We start from the raw sequence: 19,596 nt of genomic DNA, 5'->3' as shown, positions 1-19,596 counted from the left end.
CGACGGCCACGCCGGCCTCCCGCCCCACCGTCAGGGCCTCCTCCAGCGCCTGGACGATGGCGTCGCCCTCGCTGCGCATGTGGGTCGAGTAGATGCCCCCGTAGGGAGCGATCACCCGGGCCAGGGCGACAATCTCCTCCGTCCGGGCGTACCGGCCCGGCACGTACTCGAGCCCCGTGGACAGCCCCAGGGCGCCGTCCTCCATCGCCCGTTCCAGCAGCCGGGCCATGGCCCGGAGCTCCGCCGGCGACGGCGCCCGCTGGGCCGTGCCCATCACCGCCGCCCTGAGGCTGCCGTGGCCGGCGAACAGGGCATGGTTGGTCCCGGCGCCCTGGCGCTCCAACCGCTGGAGGAAGGGCCCCAGGGGCATGGGCGAGCGGCCGTCGACCCCGCCGATCACCGTGGTCATGCCCTGCAGCAGGTCGGCGTCGCCCCCCGGCACCGTGGCCACGTACTCGTAGGTGTGGGAGTGGGCGTTGATGAAGCCGGGTGCCACGACCCGGCCCGTGGCGTCCACGACCCGCCTGGCCCGGGCGCCCTCCAGGTGGCCCACGGCCGCGATCCGATCGCCCCGGACGGCCACGTCGGCCCGGAAGGCGGGCCGGCCGCTGCCGTCGACCACCAGCCCGCCCCGGATCAGCAGGTCGTACTCCGGTCCCCCGGCCGCCGGGCCCGGGTCGCCGCCGGCCTGCGGGCCAGCGCCACCGGGCTGCCCGTCCCCACCGGGACCCGCGGCCTGCCCGGGGCTACCCGCGCTCCCCGCCGCAGGACCCCCGGCGCCGGTGGAACCGGCGGCGCCGCCCGGCGCGGCCGGCCCGCCCGGCCCGTGCCCGCCCGCAGCCCCGCCCGCGGCGGGGGTGGTCCCTGGCTGCCGTTGCCCGCTGCCGGCCGGGGCACCCTCTGCTGGGGTGGGGTGGGCCTCCGAACCCGTTGCCGCCGGGCGCAGGTCCGCGGACGAACCGGCCTGGCGGCCCGCCGCCCAGGCCCAGTAGGTCCCGCCGCCCACCAGGGCGAGGATCAGCAGCGCCAGCATCACCGGAACCCACCAGCGCTGCCCCGCCCGTCCCGGGGCACGGCGGGCGGCGACCGCCGGCACCTCCGGCGGGACGGGGGACCCGTCGGGCGCGGCGTCCGGGTCCGGCGGACCCCACGGCGCCGGAGCGGGCGGATCGGGATCCGGATCGGGCTGGGCCAGAGGCGGGCGGGGCGCAAAAGGCACGGGTGAACATCTCCTCCCGAAGGCGTTCGCGTTCCAGGCCAGGGCCTGGAGCGGGTTCGACCCCATGGTTTCGCCCCTGGTTTCGGGGGCCGGGCGGCCGGTCCCTGCCGGCCCTACCTGGCGGCGGCTGGCAGCCGCCGGAGGGCCTCACCAGGCTTGCCCCCTTGTGGCGGGGTTGGGGGATCCCTATAATAGGGGCGAAAGGTCAAAGATAGTCAAAACACCGACCCGGCCCGGCCCGGCCGCCGGATCGGGACGGGCCGGCGCACCGGTTCAGGCATCCGCCGGGAGGAGGAGCCATGGCATCGCTGTGTTCCCTGATTGAGCAATATCTCAAACGGGAGCTGGAGCGGGCGGGCGGCGTGCTCGAGCTCCAGCGCAGCGAGCTGGCGGCCCGCTTCGCCTGCGCGCCGTCCCAGATCAACTACGTGCTGGAGACCCGCTTCACCCCGGCGGCCGGGTACGTGATCGAGAGCCGCCGCGGGGGCCGCGGGTTCATCCGGATCGTGCGGCTGCCCCTGGCGGGCCGGGGGGACCTCTTGTCCCTGCTGGACCGCTGGGTCGGCGACATGATCGACCAGGATGGCGCCGAGGCCCTGATCGCGCGGCTGGAGGAGGAGGGCATCGCCGGCCGCCGCGAGGCGGCGCTGATGCGGGCGGCCGTGGACCGGAACACCCTGGCCGTGGAGCTGCCCTGGCGGGACGTGGTCCGGGCCCGGCTGCTCAAGGCCATGGTGCTGGAGCTGTTGAAGGGCGGTCAGTCGAGCCGGGAAGACGGAGGCGGTGGCGATGCTCTGCGACGAGTGCGGGCAGCGCAAGGCCACGGTGCACCTGACCCAGATCGTTAACGGGAAGAAGACCGAGCGCCACCTGTGCGCCCACTGCGCCCAGCGGCACGAGCACGAGTTCTTCTTCGAGCCCCAGTTCTCCATCCACAACCTGCTGGCGGGCCTGTTAGAGGGCTGGCAGCCGCCGGCGGGGGCGGTGCAGGACCTGCGCTGCTCCCGGTGCGGCCTGCGTTACCGGGAGTTCGCCCGCACGGGGCTCCTGGGCTGCAGCCACTGCTACGAGGATTTCCGCCACCAGCTGGAGCCCGTGCTGCGCCGCATCCAGGGGCAGGTTCGTCACACCGGGAAGGTGCCGTCCCACGCCGGCGCCCGGGTCCAGCTGGGGCGCCAGCTGGAGCAACTGCGGGCCCGGCTGCGGGAGGCGGTCGCCCGGGAGGAGTACGAGGAAGCCGCGCGGCTGCGGGACCAGATCCGCCAGCTGGAAGCCCGGGTGCGGGGCGGCGACGGCCGGGCCGGTGGGGCCGGGACCGGCGCAGCGCCGGGCCGTTAGGAGGGACCGGACATGACGGCAAACCCTGGCGTCCAGCGGGTGCGCTGGATGGAGGGCGGCGGGCCCGCCGCGGACCTGGTGCTCTCCAGCCGGATCCGCCTGGCCCGTAACCTGGAGGACTACCCCTTCCCCACCCTGCTGGGGCCGGAACAGGGCCAGGAGATCATCAGCCTGCTGGAGGGCGTGATCGAGCCCCTGTCGGCGGCGGGCTTCGGGCGCTTCACCCTGCTGCGCATGGCCGATCTCAGCCCCCTGGAGCGCCGGGTGCTGGTGGAACAGCACCTGATCAGCCCCCAGCATGCCCGGAACGCGGCCACCGGGGCGGTGATCCTCAACGAGGACCGGTCCGTCAGCATCATGGTCAACGAGGAGGACCACCTGCGCATCCAGTGCCTGCTGGGCGGCCTGCAGCTCCACGAGGCCTGGGCCATCGCCACCCGGGTCGACGACGTGATCGAGGCCCACGTCCGCTACGCCTTCGACGAGGAGCGGGGTTACCTCACCACCTGCCCGACCAACCTGGGCACGGGGATCCGGGCGTCGGTGATGGTCCATTTGCCCGGGCTGGTGCTGGCGCGGCAGGCGGGCCGGTTCCTCAGCCAGCTGGGCAAGGTCGGCGTGGTGGTCCGCGGGCTCTACGGCGAGGGCACCGAGGCCCTGGGGAACGTCTTCCAGGTCTCCAACCAGATCACCCTGGGGCCGTCGGAGGAGGAGCTGATCGACAACCTGATCGGGTTCACCCGGCAGCTGCTGGACCAGGAGCGCAGCACCCGGGAGCGGCTCTACCGGGAGAACGAGGACGGGATCAAGGACCGGGTGATGCGGGCCTACGGCCTGCTGACCAACGCCTGGTCGATGTCCTCGGAGGAGGCGATCCGGCTGCTCTCGGACCTGCGCCTGGGCATCGACCTGAACATCCTCTCCCACGTGCGGCCGGAGGTGTTCGGGGAGCTGATCGTCCTCACCCGCCCGGCCTGCCTCCAGCAGCTGGCGGGGAAGGAGTTGGACGCGCGGGAACGGGACCTGCGGCGCGCCCGGCTGATTCGGGAGAGGATCGCCGCGTCCCTTCGGAAAACTACCCAGTGACCGGTGGAGGGGGGTCCGCCAGATGTTTGGCCGGTATTCCGAGCGGGCCCAGCGGGTCATCCTGCTGGCCCAGGAAGAGGCGCGCCGGTTGAACTACAACTACGTCGGCACGGAGCACCTGCTGCTCGGCCTGATCCGGGAGGGCACGGGCATCGCCGCCAAGGCGCTGCAGAGCCTGGGCATCAACCTGGAGCAGGTGCGGGCCGAGGTGGAGAAGATCATCGGCCGCGGCAACGGCCCGATCCAGGGCGAGATCGGCTACACGCCGCGGGCCAAGAAGGTGGTCATGGAGCTGGCGCCGGAGGAGGCCCGGCTGCTGGGCCACAACTACGTGGGCACCGAGCACATCCTCCTCGGGCTGATCCGGGAAGGTGAGGGCGTGGCGGCCAAGGTCCTGGAGAACATGGGCGCCGACCTGGACCGGGTCCGCCAGACGGTGATCAAGCTGCTGGGCGGCACGGCCGCGCCAACCCCCGCCGCCCGCCAGCGCCGGCAGAAGAGCACGACCCCCGTGCTGGACAACTTCGGCCGGGACCTGACCCAGATGGCCGAGGAGGGCAAGCTGGACCCCGTCATCGGTCGCGACAAGGAGATCGAGCGGGTGATCCAGATCCTCTCCCGCCGCACCAAGAACAACCCGGTGCTGATCGGCGAGCCGGGCGTGGGCAAGACGGCCATCGTGGAGGGCCTGGCCCAGCGCATCGCCGAGGGCAAGGTGCCGGAGATCCTCAAGGACCGGCGGGTGGTTGCCCTGGACCTGGGGGCCCTGGTGGCCGGCTCCAAGTACCGCGGTGAGTTCGAAGAGCGCCTGAAGAAGGTCATGGATGAGATCCGGCGGGCCGGCAACATCATCCTGTTCATCGACGAGATGCACACCATTATCGGCGCCGGCGCCGCCGAGGGCGCCATCGACGCGGCCAGCATCCTCAAGCCGGCCCTGGCCCGGGGCGAGCTGCAGACCATCGGCGCCACCACGCTGGACGAGTACCGCAAGCACGTGGAGAAGGACGCCGCCCTGGAGCGCCGGTTCCAGCCCATCATGGTGGAGGAACCCAGCGTCGAGGACGCGATCCAGATCCTGCGCGGCCTGCGGGACCGGTATGAGGCCCACCACCGGGTGGAGATCACCGACGAGGCCCTGGTGGCCGCGGTCAAGCTGGCCGACCGCTACATCACCGACCGGTTCCTGCCCGACAAGGCCATCGACCTGATCGACGAGGCGGCTTCCCGGGCGCGCCTGCAGGCCTTCGTGGCGCCGCCCGAGCTCAAGGAGATCGAGCAGCGCCTGGAGGAGATCCGCAAGGAGAAGGAGGCGGCCGTCCAGTCCCAGGAGTTCGAGAAGGCCGCCAACCTGCGGGACCAGGAGCAGAAGCTGGTCGAGGAGCTGGAGCGCAAGAAGAACGAGTGGCAGCAGCAGCAGCTGAACGAGAAGATCGTGGTGACCGCCGACGACATCGCCCAGATCGTCTCCAACTGGACCGGCATCCCCGTGCGCCGGCTGGAGCAGGCGGAGAGCGAGCGGCTGCTCAAGCTGGAAGAGGTGCTGCACGAGCGCATCGTCGGCCAGGACGACGCCGTCCGGGCCGTGGCCCGGGCCATCCGCCGGGCGCGGGCCGGCCTCAAGGATCCGCGGCGGCCCATCGGCTCCTTCATCTTCCTGGGGCCCACGGGCGTCGGCAAGACGGAGCTGGCCAAGGCCCTGGCCGAAGCCCTCTTCGGCGACGAGGACGCCATGATCGTCCTGGACATGTCCGAGTACATGGAGCGGCACACGGTCTCCCGGCTGGTGGGCTCGCCGCCCGGGTACGTGGGGTATGAGGAGGGCGGCCAGCTGACCGAGCAGGTCCGCCGCCGGCCCTACTCGGTGGTGGTGTTCGACGAGATCGAGAAGGCCCACCCCGAGGTCTTCAACGTGCTGCTGCAGATCCTGGAGGAGGGGCGCCTGACCGAGGCCAAGGGGCGCACCGTGGACTTCCGCAACACGGTGATCATCATGACCTCCAACGTCGGCGCCGACCTGATCCGCCGGCAGACCCGGGTCGGCTTCCAGGCCGCCGACCAGGAGGCGCCCGACTACGAGGACATGAAGCGGAAGATCATGGACGAGGTCAAGCGCACCTTCCGGCCGGAATTCCTGAACCGGATCGACGAGCTGATCGTCTTCCACGCCCTGACGGAAGAGCACCTGATGAAGATCGTCGACCTGATGCTCAAGCGGGTGGCGGACCGGCTCAAGGAGCACGGCCTGGAGCTGGAGGTCACCGAGGCGGCCAAGCGCAAGCTGGTCAAGGAGGGCTCCGACGTCGTCTACGGCGCCCGGCCCCTGCGCCGCACCATCACCCGGCTGGTCGAGGACCCGCTCTCGGAGGAGATGCTGGCCGGCCGCTTCCAGGAGGGCGACACCGTGGTGGTCGACGTGGACGCCGAGGGCCGGATCGTCTTCCGCCGGGGCGAGAAGGTGGCGGCGGCGGCGACCGCGGGCGCGGCGGGCCCCGACGGGCCGGCCGGCGCGGACGAACCGGCGGCCCAGTGACGCAACCGGCGGCGGGCAGCCGCCCCGGGCGGAAGGAGGACGGCGGTGGCCCCACGCACCGTCTTCACCTGTCAGGCCTGCGGCCACACCAGTGCCAAGTGGCTGGGCCGCTGCCCAGATTGCGGAGCCTGGAACACCTTCGTGGAGGAACGGGCCGCGGCGCCCGCCGGTAGCGGCGGGCGCCGCGGCCATGCCCTGGCCGGCGTCCTGGCGGCGGCCCGGGAGCCCCTGGAGCCCATCGCCCTCCACCAGGTGCCGGCGGCCGAGCAGCCCCGGCTCCAGACCGGCATGGCCGAGCTGGACCGGGTGCTGGGGGGCGGGTTCGTCCCCGGGTCGGTGGTGCTGGTGGGCGGCGACCCCGGCGTGGGCAAGTCGACCCTCCTTCTGCAGGTCTCCCAGCACCTGGCTGCCCGGGGCCTGCCGGTCCTCTACGTGACCGGGGAGGAGTCGGCGGCCCAGGTGCGGCTGCGGGCGGAACGGCTGGGGACCCTGGCCCCGGACCTGGCGGTGTTGCCCACCACCGACGCCCTCCAGGCGGCCGAGGCCATTGGCCGCTACCAGCCGGCCCTGGCGGTGATCGACTCGATCCAGACCCTGGCCCACCCGGAGGTGGCGTCGGCGCCGGGTAGCGTCAGCCAGGTGCGGGAGAGCGCCGCGTTGCTCCTGGCGGTGACCAAGCGCCTGCCGGTGGTGCTGGTCCTGGTGGGCCACGTCACCCGGGCGGGCACCATCGCCGGCCCCCGGGTGGTGGAGCACATGGTCGACGCCGTGCTCTACTTCGAATCCCCGGCCCACCACGCCTACCGCCTCTTGCGGGCCATCAAGAACCGCTTCGGGGCGACCCACGAGATCGCCCTGTTCGAGATGCAGGACCGGGGCCTGGCCGAGGTGACCAACCCGTCGGCCCGGCTCTTGTCCGAGCGGCCCCGGGGCGCGGCGGGCTCGGCCGTGGTGGCCGCGGTGGAGGGGACCCGGCCGCTGCTGGTGGAGATCCAGGCCCTGGTGGCCCCGGCGCCCTACGGCAACCCCCGGCGGGTGGCGACCGGCCTCGATCTGGGCCGCGCCGCCCTGGTGCTGGCGGTGCTGGACAAGCGCGCCGGCCTCCACCTGGGCGGTTGCGACGTGTACCTGAAGGTGGCGGGTGGGCTGAGGGTGGACGAGCCGGCCCTGGACCTGGGCCTGGCGGTGGCCCTGGCGTCCAGCCACCGGGACCGGCCGGCGGACGCCGAAGCCGTGGTGGTCGGCGAGCTGGGGCTGGCGGGCGAGGTGCGATCGGTGCAGCGCATGGAGGAGCGGGTCCGCGAGGCGCAGCGGCTGGGCTTCCGCCGGGTCGTCCTGCCCCGGGGCAACCTGACGCCGGCCCTGGCGGCCCTGGCCGGCGACCTGGAGCTGATCCCGGTGCAGCGGGTGGAGGAGGCCATCGCCGCCACCGTCGGCTAGGGCGCGGTCCCGCCGGCGGCAAGGGGCGACGGCCCCTCCAGGCCGCTCCCCGCCCGCCGCAGGAACGAGGAGGGTGCCATGACCGCCGATCAGGTCCCGGAGAACCTGATGGCCGCCCTGCGCCGCCTGGCGCCGGGGACCCGCTTGCGGGAGGGGCTCGACCAGATCCTGCGGGCCCGCACCGGCGGCCTCATCGTGGTGGGCGACGGGCCCGAGGTGATGGAGCTGTGCTCGGGGGGCTTCGAGCTGGACGTGGAGCTCACCCCGGCCCACCTCTACGAGCTGGCCAAGATGGACGGCGCCATCATCCTCTCCTCCGACGGCCGCCGCATCGTCCGGGCTAACGTCCAGTTGATCCCCGACCCGCGGGTGATGTCCTTCGAGACGGGCATCCGCCACCGCACGGCCGAGCGCATGGCCCGCCAGACCGGCGCCCTGGTGATCGCCATCTCCCAGCGCCGCAACGTCATCACCGTCTACCGCGGCGACCTGCGCTACGTGCTGCGCGACCCCGCCCTGATGCTGGCCAAGGCGAACCAGGCTCTGGGCACGTTGGAGCGCTACCGGGCCGTGTTCCTCCAGGCCCTGGGGCACCTGACGGTGCTGGAGTTCGAGGACCTGGTGACGGCCGGTGACGTGGGCTACGTGCTGGGCCGGGCGGAGCAGGTGCGCCGCATCGGCCGCGAGATCGAGGGCTATGCGGTGGAGCTGGGCACCGAGGGTCGCCTGGTGCGCCTCCAGCTGGAGGAGCTGCTGAGCGGGCTGGAGGAGGAGTACCGGCTGGTGGTGCGGGATTACGTGGCCGACCCCGAGGCGGAGGGGGAGGCGCTGGCCGCCCTGCACCAGCTGGCCCCGGAGGAACTGCCCCAGCGGGCGGCGGTGGTCCGCTGCCTGGGCTATGCCGTCCAGGAGGGCGACGAGGCGCCGCTGACGCCCCGCGGTTACCGCATCCTCCACAAGGTCCCCCGCCTGCCGGCGGCCGTGGTCGAGAACCTGGTCCGCCACTTCCGGTCCCTGCCGCGGATCCTGGCCGCCACCGTCGACCAGCTGGACGAGGTCGAGGGCATCGGCGGCGTCCGCGCCCGGGCCATCAAGGACGGCCTGCGCCGGCTCCAGGACCAGGCCTTCCTGGAGCGGCGCCATTGACCGGCCCGCCCTGCCGCCGCCCGGCGGGGCCGCCGGCCACGTCCTGGGCCGGCTCCGCTCCCCCCATGCCTTCCCGATGCCCGCCGGGCCATTTCCCTTCCACCTCCCGGCCCGGCCGTCCCCAGGGCGGCGCAGGGCGCGCCTGGCGGCGACACGACTCGCCGCTGGGTTTGGGCCATCGCCGCGCCTCCCTGCACCTTTGCCCCCGGTCGGCACTAGGCTAATGCGGGTGGCCGCGGGCGCCTGCCCGGCCTGCCGCCGGTGCTCCCATGGCCGGGCACCGGGGTCCACCGGGTCTGCGGCCGGTGCGCGCCCGGCCCGCCGCCGGTGCCGCCGGTTCCCTGCCGGCGCCCGCCCGGTTCGGTGCCGGCCCTGTCCCGGCCCACCCCCGGTTGTCGCCTGGCGGGCTTTCGGCGCCAGCCTGATCCGCCGGTGCTCGCCGGCCCGCCGCCGGGTCGTGGGCCCGCCCACCCCACCGCGACCGGCCGCCACCGGCCGCCCGTTCCGGCCCCGCCGGGCCCTCCCGGGCCCGGGGCGCGGCGGGACGGCGGTCGCGCCGGACCGGACGCGGTTCGCCAACCTTGGGAGGTGGAGACCTTGGCCGACGCGCAGGCCCCGCGCCCCCTGGCCCTGCCGGAGGAGGAGGTCGTCTCGCTGGCCCGGTCCCTGGAGGAGGCGCCGCCCCAGTCCATCCTGGGCTGGGCCCTGGACCGCTTCCCGGGCCGCCTGGCCCTGGCCTGCAGCTTTCAGGCGGAAGACGTGGCCCTGATCGACATGGCGGCGGCGGCCGGCAAGCTGGCGGCGGTGACCGTGTTCTACCTGGACACCGGCCTGCATTTCCCCGAGACCTACGCCACTTGTCAGCGGGTGGCGGAGTACTACGGCATCGAGCCCGTGGCCGTCCGGCCGGCCCTGACCCTGGAGGAACAGGCGGCCCGCTACGGCCCCAAGCTGTGGGAGCGGGACCCCGACCTGTGCTGCCGCCTGCGCAAGGTGGAGCCCCTGCAGCGCTTCCTGGCCGGCTTCGACGCCTGGGTGACCGGCATCCGCCGGGAGCAGACTCCCCAGCGGGCCAACGCCCCGGTGGTGGAGGTGGACCGCCGTTTCGGGCTGATCAAGGTGAACCCCCTGGCCCGATGGACCCGCAGCCAGCTGTGGGACTACATCCTCCGCCGCGGGGTGCCCTACAACCCCCTGCACGACCGGGGCTATCCCAGCATCGGCTGTGCGCCGTGCACCCGGCCGGTGGCTCCGGGGGAGGATCCGCGGGCCGGCCGCTGGGCCGGGTTCGCCAAGACCGAGTGCGGCCTCCATGCGTGAGGGGCGGCGCCGCTCGTGGCGGGGATCCCGCGGTGCGGACCGCGGTGCACCAGGTGTACCAGAGGAGGTTGAGGGGTGAGCATGGGAACCGGAGGAACCCGCCGGGAACTGGAGGAACAGGCGGCGGCCCGGGGCCGGGGGCGGCCCGGTGCCCCGCCCGGGACCGTGCCCGGGACCGCGCGGGAAGCGGGCGACGGGCTGGTGCCGCCCCACGGGGGCCGTCTGTGCCGGCGCCTGGTGGATGATCCGGCGGAGGCGGCGGAGCGGCGGGCCGAGGCCCTGGCCCGGGGCCTGCCGCAGCTGGCGCTGTCGGCCCGCGAGCGGTCCGACCTGGAACTTTTGGCCATCGGCGCCCTGAGCCCCCTGGACGGCTTCATGACCGCCGCCGATTATGAGGGCTGCGTCGGCGACCTGCGGCTGGCGTCGGGGTTGCCGTGGTCCCTGCCCGTGGTGCTGTCGGTCCCGCCGGAGCAGGTGGACGACGTGCGCCGGGCCCAGGCCGTGCTCCTGGTCGACGGCGACGGCCGGGCGTGCGGCGTGATGGAGGTGCGGGAGGTCTTCCGGCGGGATCGGGAGCGGGAGGCCGTGCTGGTCTTCGGCACCGCCGACCCGAACCACCCCGGGGTGGCCCGCCTGCTGGGCGAGAGCGACTGGTGTGCCGGCGGGCCCGTGGTGGTCTTCGAGCGGCAGGCCACCTGGGCCCGCGACTGGGTGCTGGAGCCGGCCGAGACCCGGCGCCGCTTCGCCCAGCGGGGATGGCGGCTGGTGGCCGGCTTCCAGACCCGTAACCCGCTGCACAGGGCCCACGAGTACCTGCAGAAGTGTGCCCTGGAGATGGTCGACGGGCTGCTGCTGCACCCGCTGGTGGGCGAGACCAAGGCCGACGACCTGCCCCGGCCCGTGGTGCTGGAGAGCTACCGGGTCGCCGTGCAGGCCTACTACCCGCCGGAGCGGGTGGTCCTGGCCGCCTTCCCCGCCGCCATGCGCTATGCGGGCCCGCGGGAGGCGGTCTTCCACGCCCTGATCCGGAAGAACTACGGCTGCAGCCACTTCATCGTCGGGCGCGACCACGCCGGGGTCGGCGCCTACTACGACCCCTACGCCGCCCACCGCATCTTCGACCGCTTCGACCGGGACGAGCTGGGCGTCGTGCCCCTGCGCTTCGAGCACGCCTTCTACTGCCGGCGTTGCGGCGCCATGGCGACGGTCAAGACCTGCCCCCACCCGCCGGAAGACCGTCTCCACCTGAGCGGGACGCGGGTGCGGGCCATGTTGCGGGCCGGCGAGCTGCCGCCTCCCGAGTTCACCCGGCCGGAGGTGGCGGTGCTATTGCGCGATGCCCTTGCTCAGGGGGCGGGCCGCTGAGCCCGGCGGACCAGGAGGAACCAGGGACACCCCGCAGCCACGGGCGGGCGGGGCGACACCCCCAAGGGCGTCGCCCCGCCCGCCGCGTCTTGGGCCGGGTGCGGGGTTCCGGTGACCCGCCGGCCCGGCCCGGGATTCATGGGGCCCCATGGCCCCCGGGCCCCTGCGGGCCCAGGAGAGCTCAGGAGATGTGGTACATGCCCAGGGTCGAGAGCTTGCGGTTTTCCTTGATGAAGAGGTCGAAGGTGTTGATGTCGAACAGGTTGCACAGGGCGACCAAATAAAAAAGCTGCTTGCCAAGCTCCTCTTCGAGGACCTCGCGGCAGCTCTCGCACAGGCTCCCGTCGATGTGGTCGTCCATGTAGCTCTTCAGATCGCGCAGGGTGCTCTGGGCGGGAATCTGCGGCCGCTGGGCGTGGATGCTGATACAACCGCAACTGGTCACGGCCTTGGCCACGGCACGGTGTACGCGGGCGTTGGCTTCCTGAAACTTCGAGAGGACGTCCAACACGCTGCGGTGACGGATGAGGCAATCGGCCACCGCGTGTTGAAATTCATCCACCAACAAGTCCTTCAACCGCGTCACCCCTCTTGCACGGGCATCCCCACGGCCTGGCGCTATTATAGGCGGGCCGGGAAAGGCGCGTCAACGAAGGCTGGCCCGCCGTCCCCCTTCCAGGCCGGACCACCCCCGGGCGACCGGCGGCACCCAGCGCGGGGGCCGGCAGCTGTGGGGGAGCCTGAGCCGACCCGCGCCCGTACGGGTACCGCGAGCCGGGGGCTGGGGACGCAGGGCCCGGCCGTTGCACCCGGGCGCTGCCCCGAGACGCCGGGGCTCCGCCGGCTTCCTGCCGGCCTGGGGCCCAGGGGGCGCTGGGACCGCGGGCGGGGGGCGGAGCCGGCACCCGGCCGGTCTGTTGACGGGCGTTCATGGGGGTGATAAATTCAATCTTTTTGCCGGCGCAGTTCCCTTTGGTGTACACTGGGGAGGCGGGCGGCGGGCCACCCCGCCCCGCCACGGGAGGTGAGCCGGTGTTCCAGGTCGGAGACCGGGTGGTCTACCCCATGCACGGCGCCGGGGTCATCGAGGCCATCGAGGAGAGGGAGGTCCTGGGCGAGCGCCACTGTTACTACATCCTGCGCCTGCCGGTGGGGGACATGCAGGTGATGATCCCCACCGCCACCGCCGAGCAGAGCGGTCTACGCCCGGTCATCCCCGCCGAGCAGGTGCCGGCGGTGCTGGAGTCCCTGCGCGACGCGCCACCACCCCTGGATTCCAACTGGAACCACCGCTACCGGGAACACGCCGACAAGCTGCGCAGCGGCGACATCCTGGAAGTGGCCGCCGTGGTGCGCAACCTCAGCGCCCGCCTCAAGAGCCGGGGCCTTTCGGGCGGCGAGCGGCGCCTGCTGGATCAGGCGCGCCAGATCCTGGTCAGCGAGCTGGCCCTGGCCAGCGGCATCGGCCGGGATGCGGCCGACGCCCTGGTGGAGCGGCAGCTGGACGCCGCTGGCGCGGAGCCTGAACCGGCCAGCGGCGGGGAGCCCGAACCTGCCGGCGCCGGGGAACCCGGACCCACGGGTGGCGGGGACCTCGAAGCCCCGGGCGGCGGGGAAGGGGGACCGGCGGGCGCCGGCGCCTCCGCCGATTCCTTATAATCGAACTGCACCCACCAGGGACTGCCACGCACCCGCCCAAAGGCTTGGGGCGCGGCGAAAGTACCTGTGGAAGGGATGCCGGGCCGCCGGACCGCCCGGCCGGCCGCCCGGTGCGCAAACCGCCGGAAAGGAGGCGAGAGGCGTGCGCATGCGGTCCATCCGGCTGGCCTTCGCCGTCCTGGGCGCCCTGGGCGGCTTCGGGCTGGCCTACTATGGGCTGCTGCAGCAGGAGTCGCTGCAGATCCTGGCCGAGCTGCCCCGCCAGTGGACGTACGGAATCATGGTGCTTTTTTTGTTGCTCGGCGGGCTCGGCGGGTACGCGGCGGCCCTGCGCATCTGGCAGCAGGTGGTGCAGTTCACCCAGTGGGTTGAATCCCGCCTGGTGCGGACCCCGATCCAGGACACCCTGGCCGGTGTCCTGGGTCTGATGGCCGGGCTGGTCATCGCCAACCTGCTCAGCGGGCCGCTGGAGCTGGTCCCGCTGGTCGGGCCCCTGCTGCCTCCCATCTTTGCGGTGCTGCTGGGCTACCTCGGCGCCGTGGTGGCCGTCAAGCGCCGGGACGACCTGGTCCACCTGCTGGCCGCCTTCCCCCGGCCCGGCCGCGACCGGGAGCGGGAGCGCGAGCGGGACCGGGAGCGGGACCGGGAGCGGGCCGCCCGGCCCCAGGGGTCGTACAAGGTGCTGGACACCAGCGCCATCATCGACGGGCGCATCGCCGACGTGGTGGAGACGGGGTTCCTGGAGGGAACCCTGGTGGTCCCCGGCTTCGTCCTGGAGGAGCTGCGCCGGATCGCCGACTCGGCGGACACCCTGCGGCGCAACCGCGGCCGCCGGGGCCTAGAGATCCTGCGCCGCATCCAGCAGGAGTCGCCCGTGCCGGTGGAGATCTACGAGGGCGACGTGGAAGGGGACGACGTCGACAGCAAGCTGTTGCGCCTGGCCCGCCAGCTGGGCGGCAAGGTGGTCACCAACGACTACAACCTGAACCAGATCGCCGGGCTGCAGGGCGTGCCGGTGCTGAACGTCAACGAGCTGGCCAACGCGGTCAAGCCCGTGGTCCTGCCCGGCGAGTCCATGGAGGTCCAGATCATCCGGGAGGGCAAGGAGGCCGGCCAGGGCGTGGGCTTCCTCGACGACGGCACCATGATCGTGGTCGAGGGCGGCAAGCGCTACATCGGCCAGCGCATCGACGTGGAGGTCTCCACGGTGTTGCAGACCGCCGCCGGTCGCATGATCTTCGCCCGGCCCCGGGTGATGGGGCGGGCGGCGCCGTGACGGGGTGGGACGAACCGGCCGCCGGCCCCGGGGCCGTGGCCGGCGGGGGCGGGGCCGAAGGGGTGCCCGGTCCGCTGGCCACCGAGGTCGCCGCGCTGGTCCCCGCCGCCGGGCGCTCCACCCGCCTGGGGGGCGGGATGAACAAGGTCTTCCGCGACCTGGCGGGGCGCCCCGTGCTGGCCCGTTCCCTGGAGGCCCTCTGGGCCGCCGGTGTGCGCCGGGCGGTGGTCGCCTTGCGCCCGGAGGACCGTCCCTTGTGGGAGGCCCGGGTGGAACCCCGGCTTCCCGCCGGCCTGGACGTCGCCCTGGTCGACGGCGGGGCGGAGCGGGAGGATTCGGTGTACGCCGCCCTGGAGCGGCTGGCGGCCGGCCCCCGGCCGCCCCGCTGGGTGCTGGTGCACGATGCCGCCCGGCCCCTGGCGGGGCCCGGCCTGATCCGGCGGGTGCTGGAGGCGGCCCGCCGTCACGGGGCGGCGGTGCCGGCGGTGCCCGTGGGGGACACGATCAAGGAGGTCGGTGGCCGTCCCCCTGCCGCCGGGGCCGGTGCGGGCAGGTCCCCCGCCGGGGACGGTCCGGCGGCCGGGGATCACCCTGCTGCCGCGGGCGACCCGGTGGCTGGCGGGAGCGCTGGCGGGAGCGACGGCGAGAGCACCGGCGGAAGGGCCGGTTCTCCGCCGGCGCCGGTGGAGTGGGTCGTCGCCACCTTGCCCCGGGAGCGGCTGCGGGCGGTGCAGACGCCCCAGGGGTTCCGCCTGGACCTTTTGCTGGCCGCCCACCGCCAGGCGCGGCAACGGGGGTGGCGCGGGTTCACCGACGACGCCGCCCTGCTGGAGCGGCTGGGGGTGCCCGTGGCCGTGGTGGCAGGGGACCCGGCCAACCTAAAGCTCACCTGGCCGGGGGACTTTACCGTCGCCGAGCAGTGGCTGCGCCAGGCCGGGGAGACCGGCGCAACCGGCAGCGCGGGCACCGCCGGTGCCCCCCTCCTGCCCTTCCGCATCGGCCTGGGCTACGATGTCCACCGGTTCGTCCCGGGCCGCCCGCTGGTCCTGGGCGGGGTGGCGATCCCCTCCGAGCGCGGCCTGGAGGGACACTCCGACGCCGACGTGGTGCTGCACGCGGCCATGGACGCCTTGTTGGGGGCGGCCGGGCTGCCCGACATCGGTCACTGGTTCCCCCCCGGGGACCCGCGCTGGGCCGGGGCTCCCAGCACGGGGCTGGCCGCCCACGTCGCAACCCTGTTGCGGCAGCGGGGCTGGGAGCCCGCCCAGGTCGACGTGACGGTGGTGGCCGAGACGCCGCGCCTGGCCCCCCATGTGGAGGCGATGCGGCAGGCGGTGGCCGCGGCCTTCGGCCTACCCCCGGAGGCGGTGGGCATCAAGGCCACGACCAACGAAGGCCTCGGCTTCGCCGGGCGGAAGGAAGGCGTGGCCGCCCTGGCGGTGGGCGTCGTGGTGCGGCGGCCACCGGACGCCCCGGCGTGATCGCCGGATGGTTCCCGCAGCCCCGGGCCGGGGGCGACGGGCGCCCGTGTCCCCTGGACCGGACCGGCCCACCCGGCGATCGGCCGCCCTGAAGGGGATGCACAGCCGCCCCTGCCCCCGACCGGTCCCCCCACCCTTGGACCCGATCCCGCTCCCCACCCTCCGACGCGCCACCCAAAGCCGCCATGACAACGGCTGGCCCCCGGGTCTGGCTCCGGCGGCCGGGCCGCCGCGCCCACCCGGGCGGTCCGGTGCCCGGCCACTCCCCCCTTGAGTCCCGGCAGGTGCAGGACGCGGTCAAGTTCCCGCAGGAATAGATGCCGCCTTCCCCGGCCAAACTTGCCCTTGCTGGCGCAATGTGCCAGCAGCGGCAGGGGGCACCATGGCAGGGTTCCACCCGGCCGGCGCGGCGGGCCGGTTCGTCCCGGCCCGCCGGTCGCCCGGCCGGCCGTGCGGTGGGCTGCGCGGCCGGCCTCCGGGTTGCCGTGGCGCCCCGTGATGGGGAGGGTGAGTTCCGATGCAGACGGCAAGGGCCCTCGGGCGGGCCGTGCGGGCCATCCTGTGCCTGCTGGCCATGGGGGCCGCTGCCGGTGGTGCCTGGCCGGCGACGGCTCCGCCCCCCCGCCCCGCCGGGGCGACGGCGGTGGCGGCCGCCAGCGGCTGGGCCGTCGACTGGTTCGACCAGGTGCAGCGCCTGGACGAGTTTGCCGCCTTCCTGGCGGAGGACGCCCGGACCCAGTGGCGAGGGGCGACCGGGGACCTCATGGAGTGGGGCCGGCACGCCCTGCCCCAGCTGGACGACGCCCTGGTCGACCTCCGGGACGCCGTGGCCACGCGGGCCGCGGCAGGCGACCCCGTCTGGCGCGATCTGGGCCGGGCGCTGGCCGGCTGGTGGCCCCCGACCGAATCCGCCGGCGATGGGGGGGCCTGGATCGACCCGGCGGACCTGGGCCGGCTGGTCCCGCGACTGCCGGGGCTGCCGGACCTTGCAACCCTTTCGAGCCTGGCCGGCGCTCCCACCGCCCTGGCGGGTGGTGGAACCGGCCCGATCGTCCCGCCGGCGCCGGGTGCCGCGGTGGACGGCCCGCGGGCCGGCGGCCCGGCGGCCCCCGCGGGCGATGGCCTCATCGCCGGGCTCCCGGCGCCTTCCGGCGGGGACGCGAGCCCGCCCGGCGGGGCCGCGGTGGCCAGCGCCCAGCCGCTGCCCGAGCCCCTGTCGCTGATCCCCGACCCCGCCCAGCGGGCCGAAGCGGCCCTGCAAGGGGCGGGCGACGGCGAGCCCGCCAACCCGGGTTCGGACGAACCGGCCCAGGGAGCGGAGGCCGGCGCCCAGGGGGCTCCGGCCGAAGGCCAGGGCGCGAGCTCCGGCGATGGCACAGGCTCCGGCGACCGGGATGGCGGCGGGGCAGAGCGGACCACGGAGCCCGCCGCCACCGGCGACCGGAACGGCGGCTCCAGCGGAGCCGGGGACGCGGGCGGAGGGGAGTGGATCCCGGCGGTGGCCTCCTGGTACGGGCCGGGCTTCTACGGCCGGCCGACGGCCAGCGGGGAGACCTACACCGGCCGGGAGATGACCGCCGCCCACCGCACCATGCCCTTCGGCACCGTGCTGCTGGTGATGTACCCGGAGACGGGCCGCAGCGTGCAGGTCCGCATCAACGACCGGGGGCCGTACGTGGAAGGCCGGGACCTGGACCTGTCGGAGGCTGCCGCCGAGGCCCTGGGGATGATCTCGGCGGGCGTCGCCCGGGTGGTGTACCGGGTCCTGCGCTGGGGCGGCTGACGGAGGGCGTCCCCTTCCACCGGCGTCGCCCGGGGCCCCGGGATTGCTGGCGGTGTCGCCGGCGCCCGGACCCCGGCGTCCCCGGTGCCCCCGCTGGCCCCGCCAAGCCCCCGTGGCCCCGCCGTCTGCCGCGGGGTTTGGCCGCGCGGTTCCGCCACGCGCTTCTGCCCGAGCTCCCGGCACAGGCCGCGCGCCTCTACCCGGAGTCCCGGGCAGAGGCACAGGCCGCGCGCTTCTACCCACAGTCCCGGGCAGAGGCACAGGCCGCGCGGGCCGCGCGCGTCTGCAAGCGGTCCCGGCAGCGGCCGCCGGCTTCTGCCCCGCGGTCCCGGGCGCCGGCCGCGTTGACCCCCGGACGCGGGCGCCGATATAATGGCGGCAAACCCGCCGTTTCCAGGCAGCCGGCCCGGCTCCCGGCAAGGGCCGGGCAAGGGCTGGCCCGCCGGGCCACGGCCTGAGGGCGGCGGGGAAGACGACGGGCAAAGGCAAGGAACGGGAGAGTAGGGGCGTCCTGCCGCCAGAGAGGGACCGTCGCCGGCTGCAAGCGGTCCCCGGTTGGGGCGTCGCCGAAGTGCACCCGGAAGCTGCGCGCCCAACGGCCGGCGCGCCGGCCGGTTCCACCGGCCGGTTGGCCCCCCTCAGGGGTCGTGGGCCGGCCCAGTAGGCGTCGCCGGAGGCCCACCGTTATCGGGTGCTGCCGGATCCCGCCAGGGCGGGGCGCCGCGGCGGCCGGCCGTGTCCCACGGCCCGGCACCGCGGTCCGGGAACCGGCAGGAGTGGGGTGACCGGCGGTCCCGCCACCGGTCCGGCACCCAATCAGAGTGGAACCGCGGGCCCTCCCGCCTCTGAAGGGGCGGAAGGGCCTTTCTTCATTCGGGGGTGGAGCCCATGCTGCACCGCCTGCTGGAGCGCCTGCGGGAAGAGATCCAGGTGGTCTTCGAGCGCGACCCGGCGGCCCGGTCCGTCTGGGAAGTGATCTTCTTCTATCCGGGGCTGCACGCGCTGTGGATGCACCGCATCGCCCACTGGTTCTACCGGCGCCGGTTGTACTTCATCGCCCGCGGCATCTCCCACTTTTCCCGCTGGGTGACGGGGATCGAGATCCATCCCGGGGCCCGCATCGGCCGGCGGTGCTTCATCGACCACGGCCTGGGCGTGGTCATCGGGGAGACGGCGGAGATCGGCGACGACGTCACCATCTACCAGGGCGTCACCCTGGGCGGCACCGGCAAGGAACGGGGCAAGCGGCACCCCACCCTGGGCAACGGCGTCCTGGTGGGGGTGGGGGCCAAGGTGCTGGGCGCCATCACCATCGGCGACAACAGCCGCATCGGCGCCGGGGCCGTGGTCGTCAAGCCCGTCCCCCCCAACTGCACGGTGGTCGGCATCCCCGGCAAGGTGGTGATCCGGGACGGCCGCCGGGTGGGCGTCGACCTGAACCACGGCGAACTGCCGGATCCGGTGTCCGAGGCCATCCAGCGGTTGCAAGACTACGTGGAGGACCTGGAGCACCGCCTCCTGACCCTGGAGCAGGAGCGGGCGGCGGCGGCCCGGGAGGCGGCGGGAGACCCGGCGTCGCCGGGACGGCCGGGCGGACCGGCACCGGCGGGCTCCAGTGGGGGCCACGGCGGGGACGGTGGTTCGGCGCGCCCCTGGTCCCATGGGGCGACCGGTCCCGCGGACGCCAGGGCCGCCCAGGGGGACGAACGCGGCCGGTGCGCCGCCGGCGCCACCTGCGGCGGCTAGGCCGGCGGCCCGGGACCAGCCGGGAGGGCCGCTGAGGATCATGGGGTGCCAGGCGCCCCGGGGCCCGGCGGCAGGGCCGGGAAAGCACGCCCACCGGGGCCCCGCGGCAGGGCTGGGAAGGCGGGCCTACCGGTGCCCGGCGGCAGGGGCGGGAAGGCGGCCGAACCGGGGCCGGTGGCAAGGGCGGCAGTTCGACGGCCGGGG

At 74.5% G+C, this 19,596-nt stretch carries 15 protein-coding genes; 13 read left to right on the top strand and 2 right to left on the bottom strand.

All coding sequences use genetic code 11. From position 1 onward, the window contains the following. Positions 1–1,219: amidohydrolase family protein (locus tag ACYQ02_RS10315; RefSeq protein WP_460040325.1), on the bottom strand; the 1,219-nt coding region annotated here is incomplete at its 3' end. A 299-nt stretch (positions 1,220–1,518) separates the two neighbouring features. On the opposite strand from ACYQ02_RS10315, the gene ACYQ02_RS10310 reads away from it, so the two are divergent. The 8 genes from ACYQ02_RS10310 (at position 1,519) to sat (ending at position 11,447) form a co-directional block, all read left to right on the top strand. Beyond that, positions 1,519–2,067 (top strand): CtsR family transcriptional regulator, encoded by a 549-nt coding sequence (locus tag ACYQ02_RS10310; protein WP_460040324.1) that lies wholly within the window; start codon positions 1,519–1,521, stop codon positions 2,065–2,067. After that, a complete protein-coding gene (locus ACYQ02_RS10305) occupies positions 2,009–2,557 on the top strand; it encodes a UvrB/UvrC motif-containing protein (protein ID WP_460040345.1) in 549 nt (182 codons plus the stop codon). The genes ACYQ02_RS10310 and ACYQ02_RS10305 overlap by 59 nt, the downstream gene beginning before the upstream one ends. Positions 2,558–2,569: 12 nt before the next feature. Then, positions 2,570–3,643 (top strand): protein arginine kinase, encoded by a 1,074-nt coding sequence (locus ACYQ02_RS10300; protein ID WP_460040323.1) that lies wholly within the window; start codon positions 2,570–2,572, stop codon positions 3,641–3,643. 22 nt (positions 3,644–3,665) lie between these two features. Then, complete coding sequence (locus ACYQ02_RS10295; RefSeq protein ID WP_460040322.1) at positions 3,666–6,176, top strand: ATP-dependent Clp protease ATP-binding subunit; 2,511 nt, start codon at positions 3,666–3,668, stop codon at positions 6,174–6,176. 45 nt (positions 6,177–6,221) lie between these two features. After that, positions 6,222–7,616 carry a DNA repair protein RadA gene (gene radA / locus ACYQ02_RS10290; protein WP_460040321.1) on the top strand — a complete coding sequence of 465 codons (1,395 nt, stop codon included), beginning with the start codon at positions 6,222–6,224 and terminating at the stop codon, positions 7,614–7,616. Positions 7,617–7,694: 78 nt separating this feature from the next. Then, on the top strand, positions 7,695–8,762 hold the full coding sequence (gene disA, locus ACYQ02_RS10285; RefSeq protein WP_460040320.1) for a DNA integrity scanning diadenylate cyclase DisA: 1,068 nt from the start codon (positions 7,695–7,697) through the stop codon (positions 8,760–8,762). A gap of 597 nt (positions 8,763–9,359) precedes the next feature. Then, positions 9,360–10,082 (top strand): phosphoadenylyl-sulfate reductase, encoded by a 723-nt coding sequence (locus ACYQ02_RS10280; protein WP_460040319.1) that lies wholly within the window; start codon positions 9,360–9,362, stop codon positions 10,080–10,082. A gap of 81 nt (positions 10,083–10,163) precedes the next feature. Continuing rightward, on the top strand, positions 10,164–11,447 hold the full coding sequence (gene sat / locus ACYQ02_RS10275) for a sulfate adenylyltransferase (protein WP_460040344.1): 1,284 nt from the start codon (positions 10,164–10,166) through the stop codon (positions 11,445–11,447). 181 nt (positions 11,448–11,628) lie between these two features. Here the strand turns inward: sat and ACYQ02_RS10270 are convergent, their stop codons facing one another. Continuing rightward, positions 11,629–12,024 carry a nucleoside triphosphate pyrophosphohydrolase family protein gene (locus tag ACYQ02_RS10270; protein ID WP_460040318.1) on the bottom strand — a complete coding sequence of 132 codons (396 nt, stop codon included), beginning with the start codon at positions 12,022–12,024 and terminating at the stop codon, positions 11,629–11,631. A 455-nt stretch (positions 12,025–12,479) separates the two neighbouring features. On the opposite strand from ACYQ02_RS10270, the gene ACYQ02_RS10265 reads away from it, so the two are divergent. From ACYQ02_RS10265 to cysE, 5 genes are all read left to right on the top strand, one after another. Then, positions 12,480–13,106, top strand: coding sequence for a CarD family transcriptional regulator (locus tag ACYQ02_RS10265; protein ID WP_460040317.1), 627 nt, complete (start codon positions 12,480–12,482; stop codon positions 13,104–13,106). A gap of 142 nt (positions 13,107–13,248) precedes the next feature. Continuing rightward, positions 13,249–14,382: a PIN/TRAM domain-containing protein gene (locus ACYQ02_RS10260; protein WP_460040316.1), complete on the top strand. Its 1,134-nt coding sequence runs from the start codon at positions 13,249–13,251 to the stop codon at positions 14,380–14,382. Continuing rightward, on the top strand, positions 14,379–15,863 hold the full coding sequence (gene ispF / locus ACYQ02_RS10255; RefSeq protein ID WP_460040315.1) for a 2-C-methyl-D-erythritol 2,4-cyclodiphosphate synthase: 1,485 nt from the start codon (positions 14,379–14,381) through the stop codon (positions 15,861–15,863). The genes ACYQ02_RS10260 and ispF overlap by 4 nt, the downstream gene beginning before the upstream one ends. Before the next feature lie 517 nt (positions 15,864–16,380). Further along, positions 16,381–17,646 carry a septal ring lytic transglycosylase RlpA family protein gene (locus tag ACYQ02_RS10250; RefSeq protein ID WP_460040314.1) on the top strand — a complete coding sequence of 422 codons (1,266 nt, stop codon included), beginning with the start codon at positions 16,381–16,383 and terminating at the stop codon, positions 17,644–17,646. Between the two features lie 888 nt (positions 17,647–18,534). Next, a complete protein-coding gene (cysE, locus tag ACYQ02_RS10245) occupies positions 18,535–19,392 on the top strand; it encodes a serine O-acetyltransferase (RefSeq protein WP_460040313.1) in 858 nt (285 codons plus the stop codon). The last annotated feature ends 204 nt before the right edge of the window (positions 19,393–19,596 follow it).

It is taken from the genome of Thermaerobacter litoralis, assembly GCF_054654595.1.
Note: the sequence above shows the minus strand (reverse complement) of the source record. Positions and strands in the feature narration are given on the sequence as shown.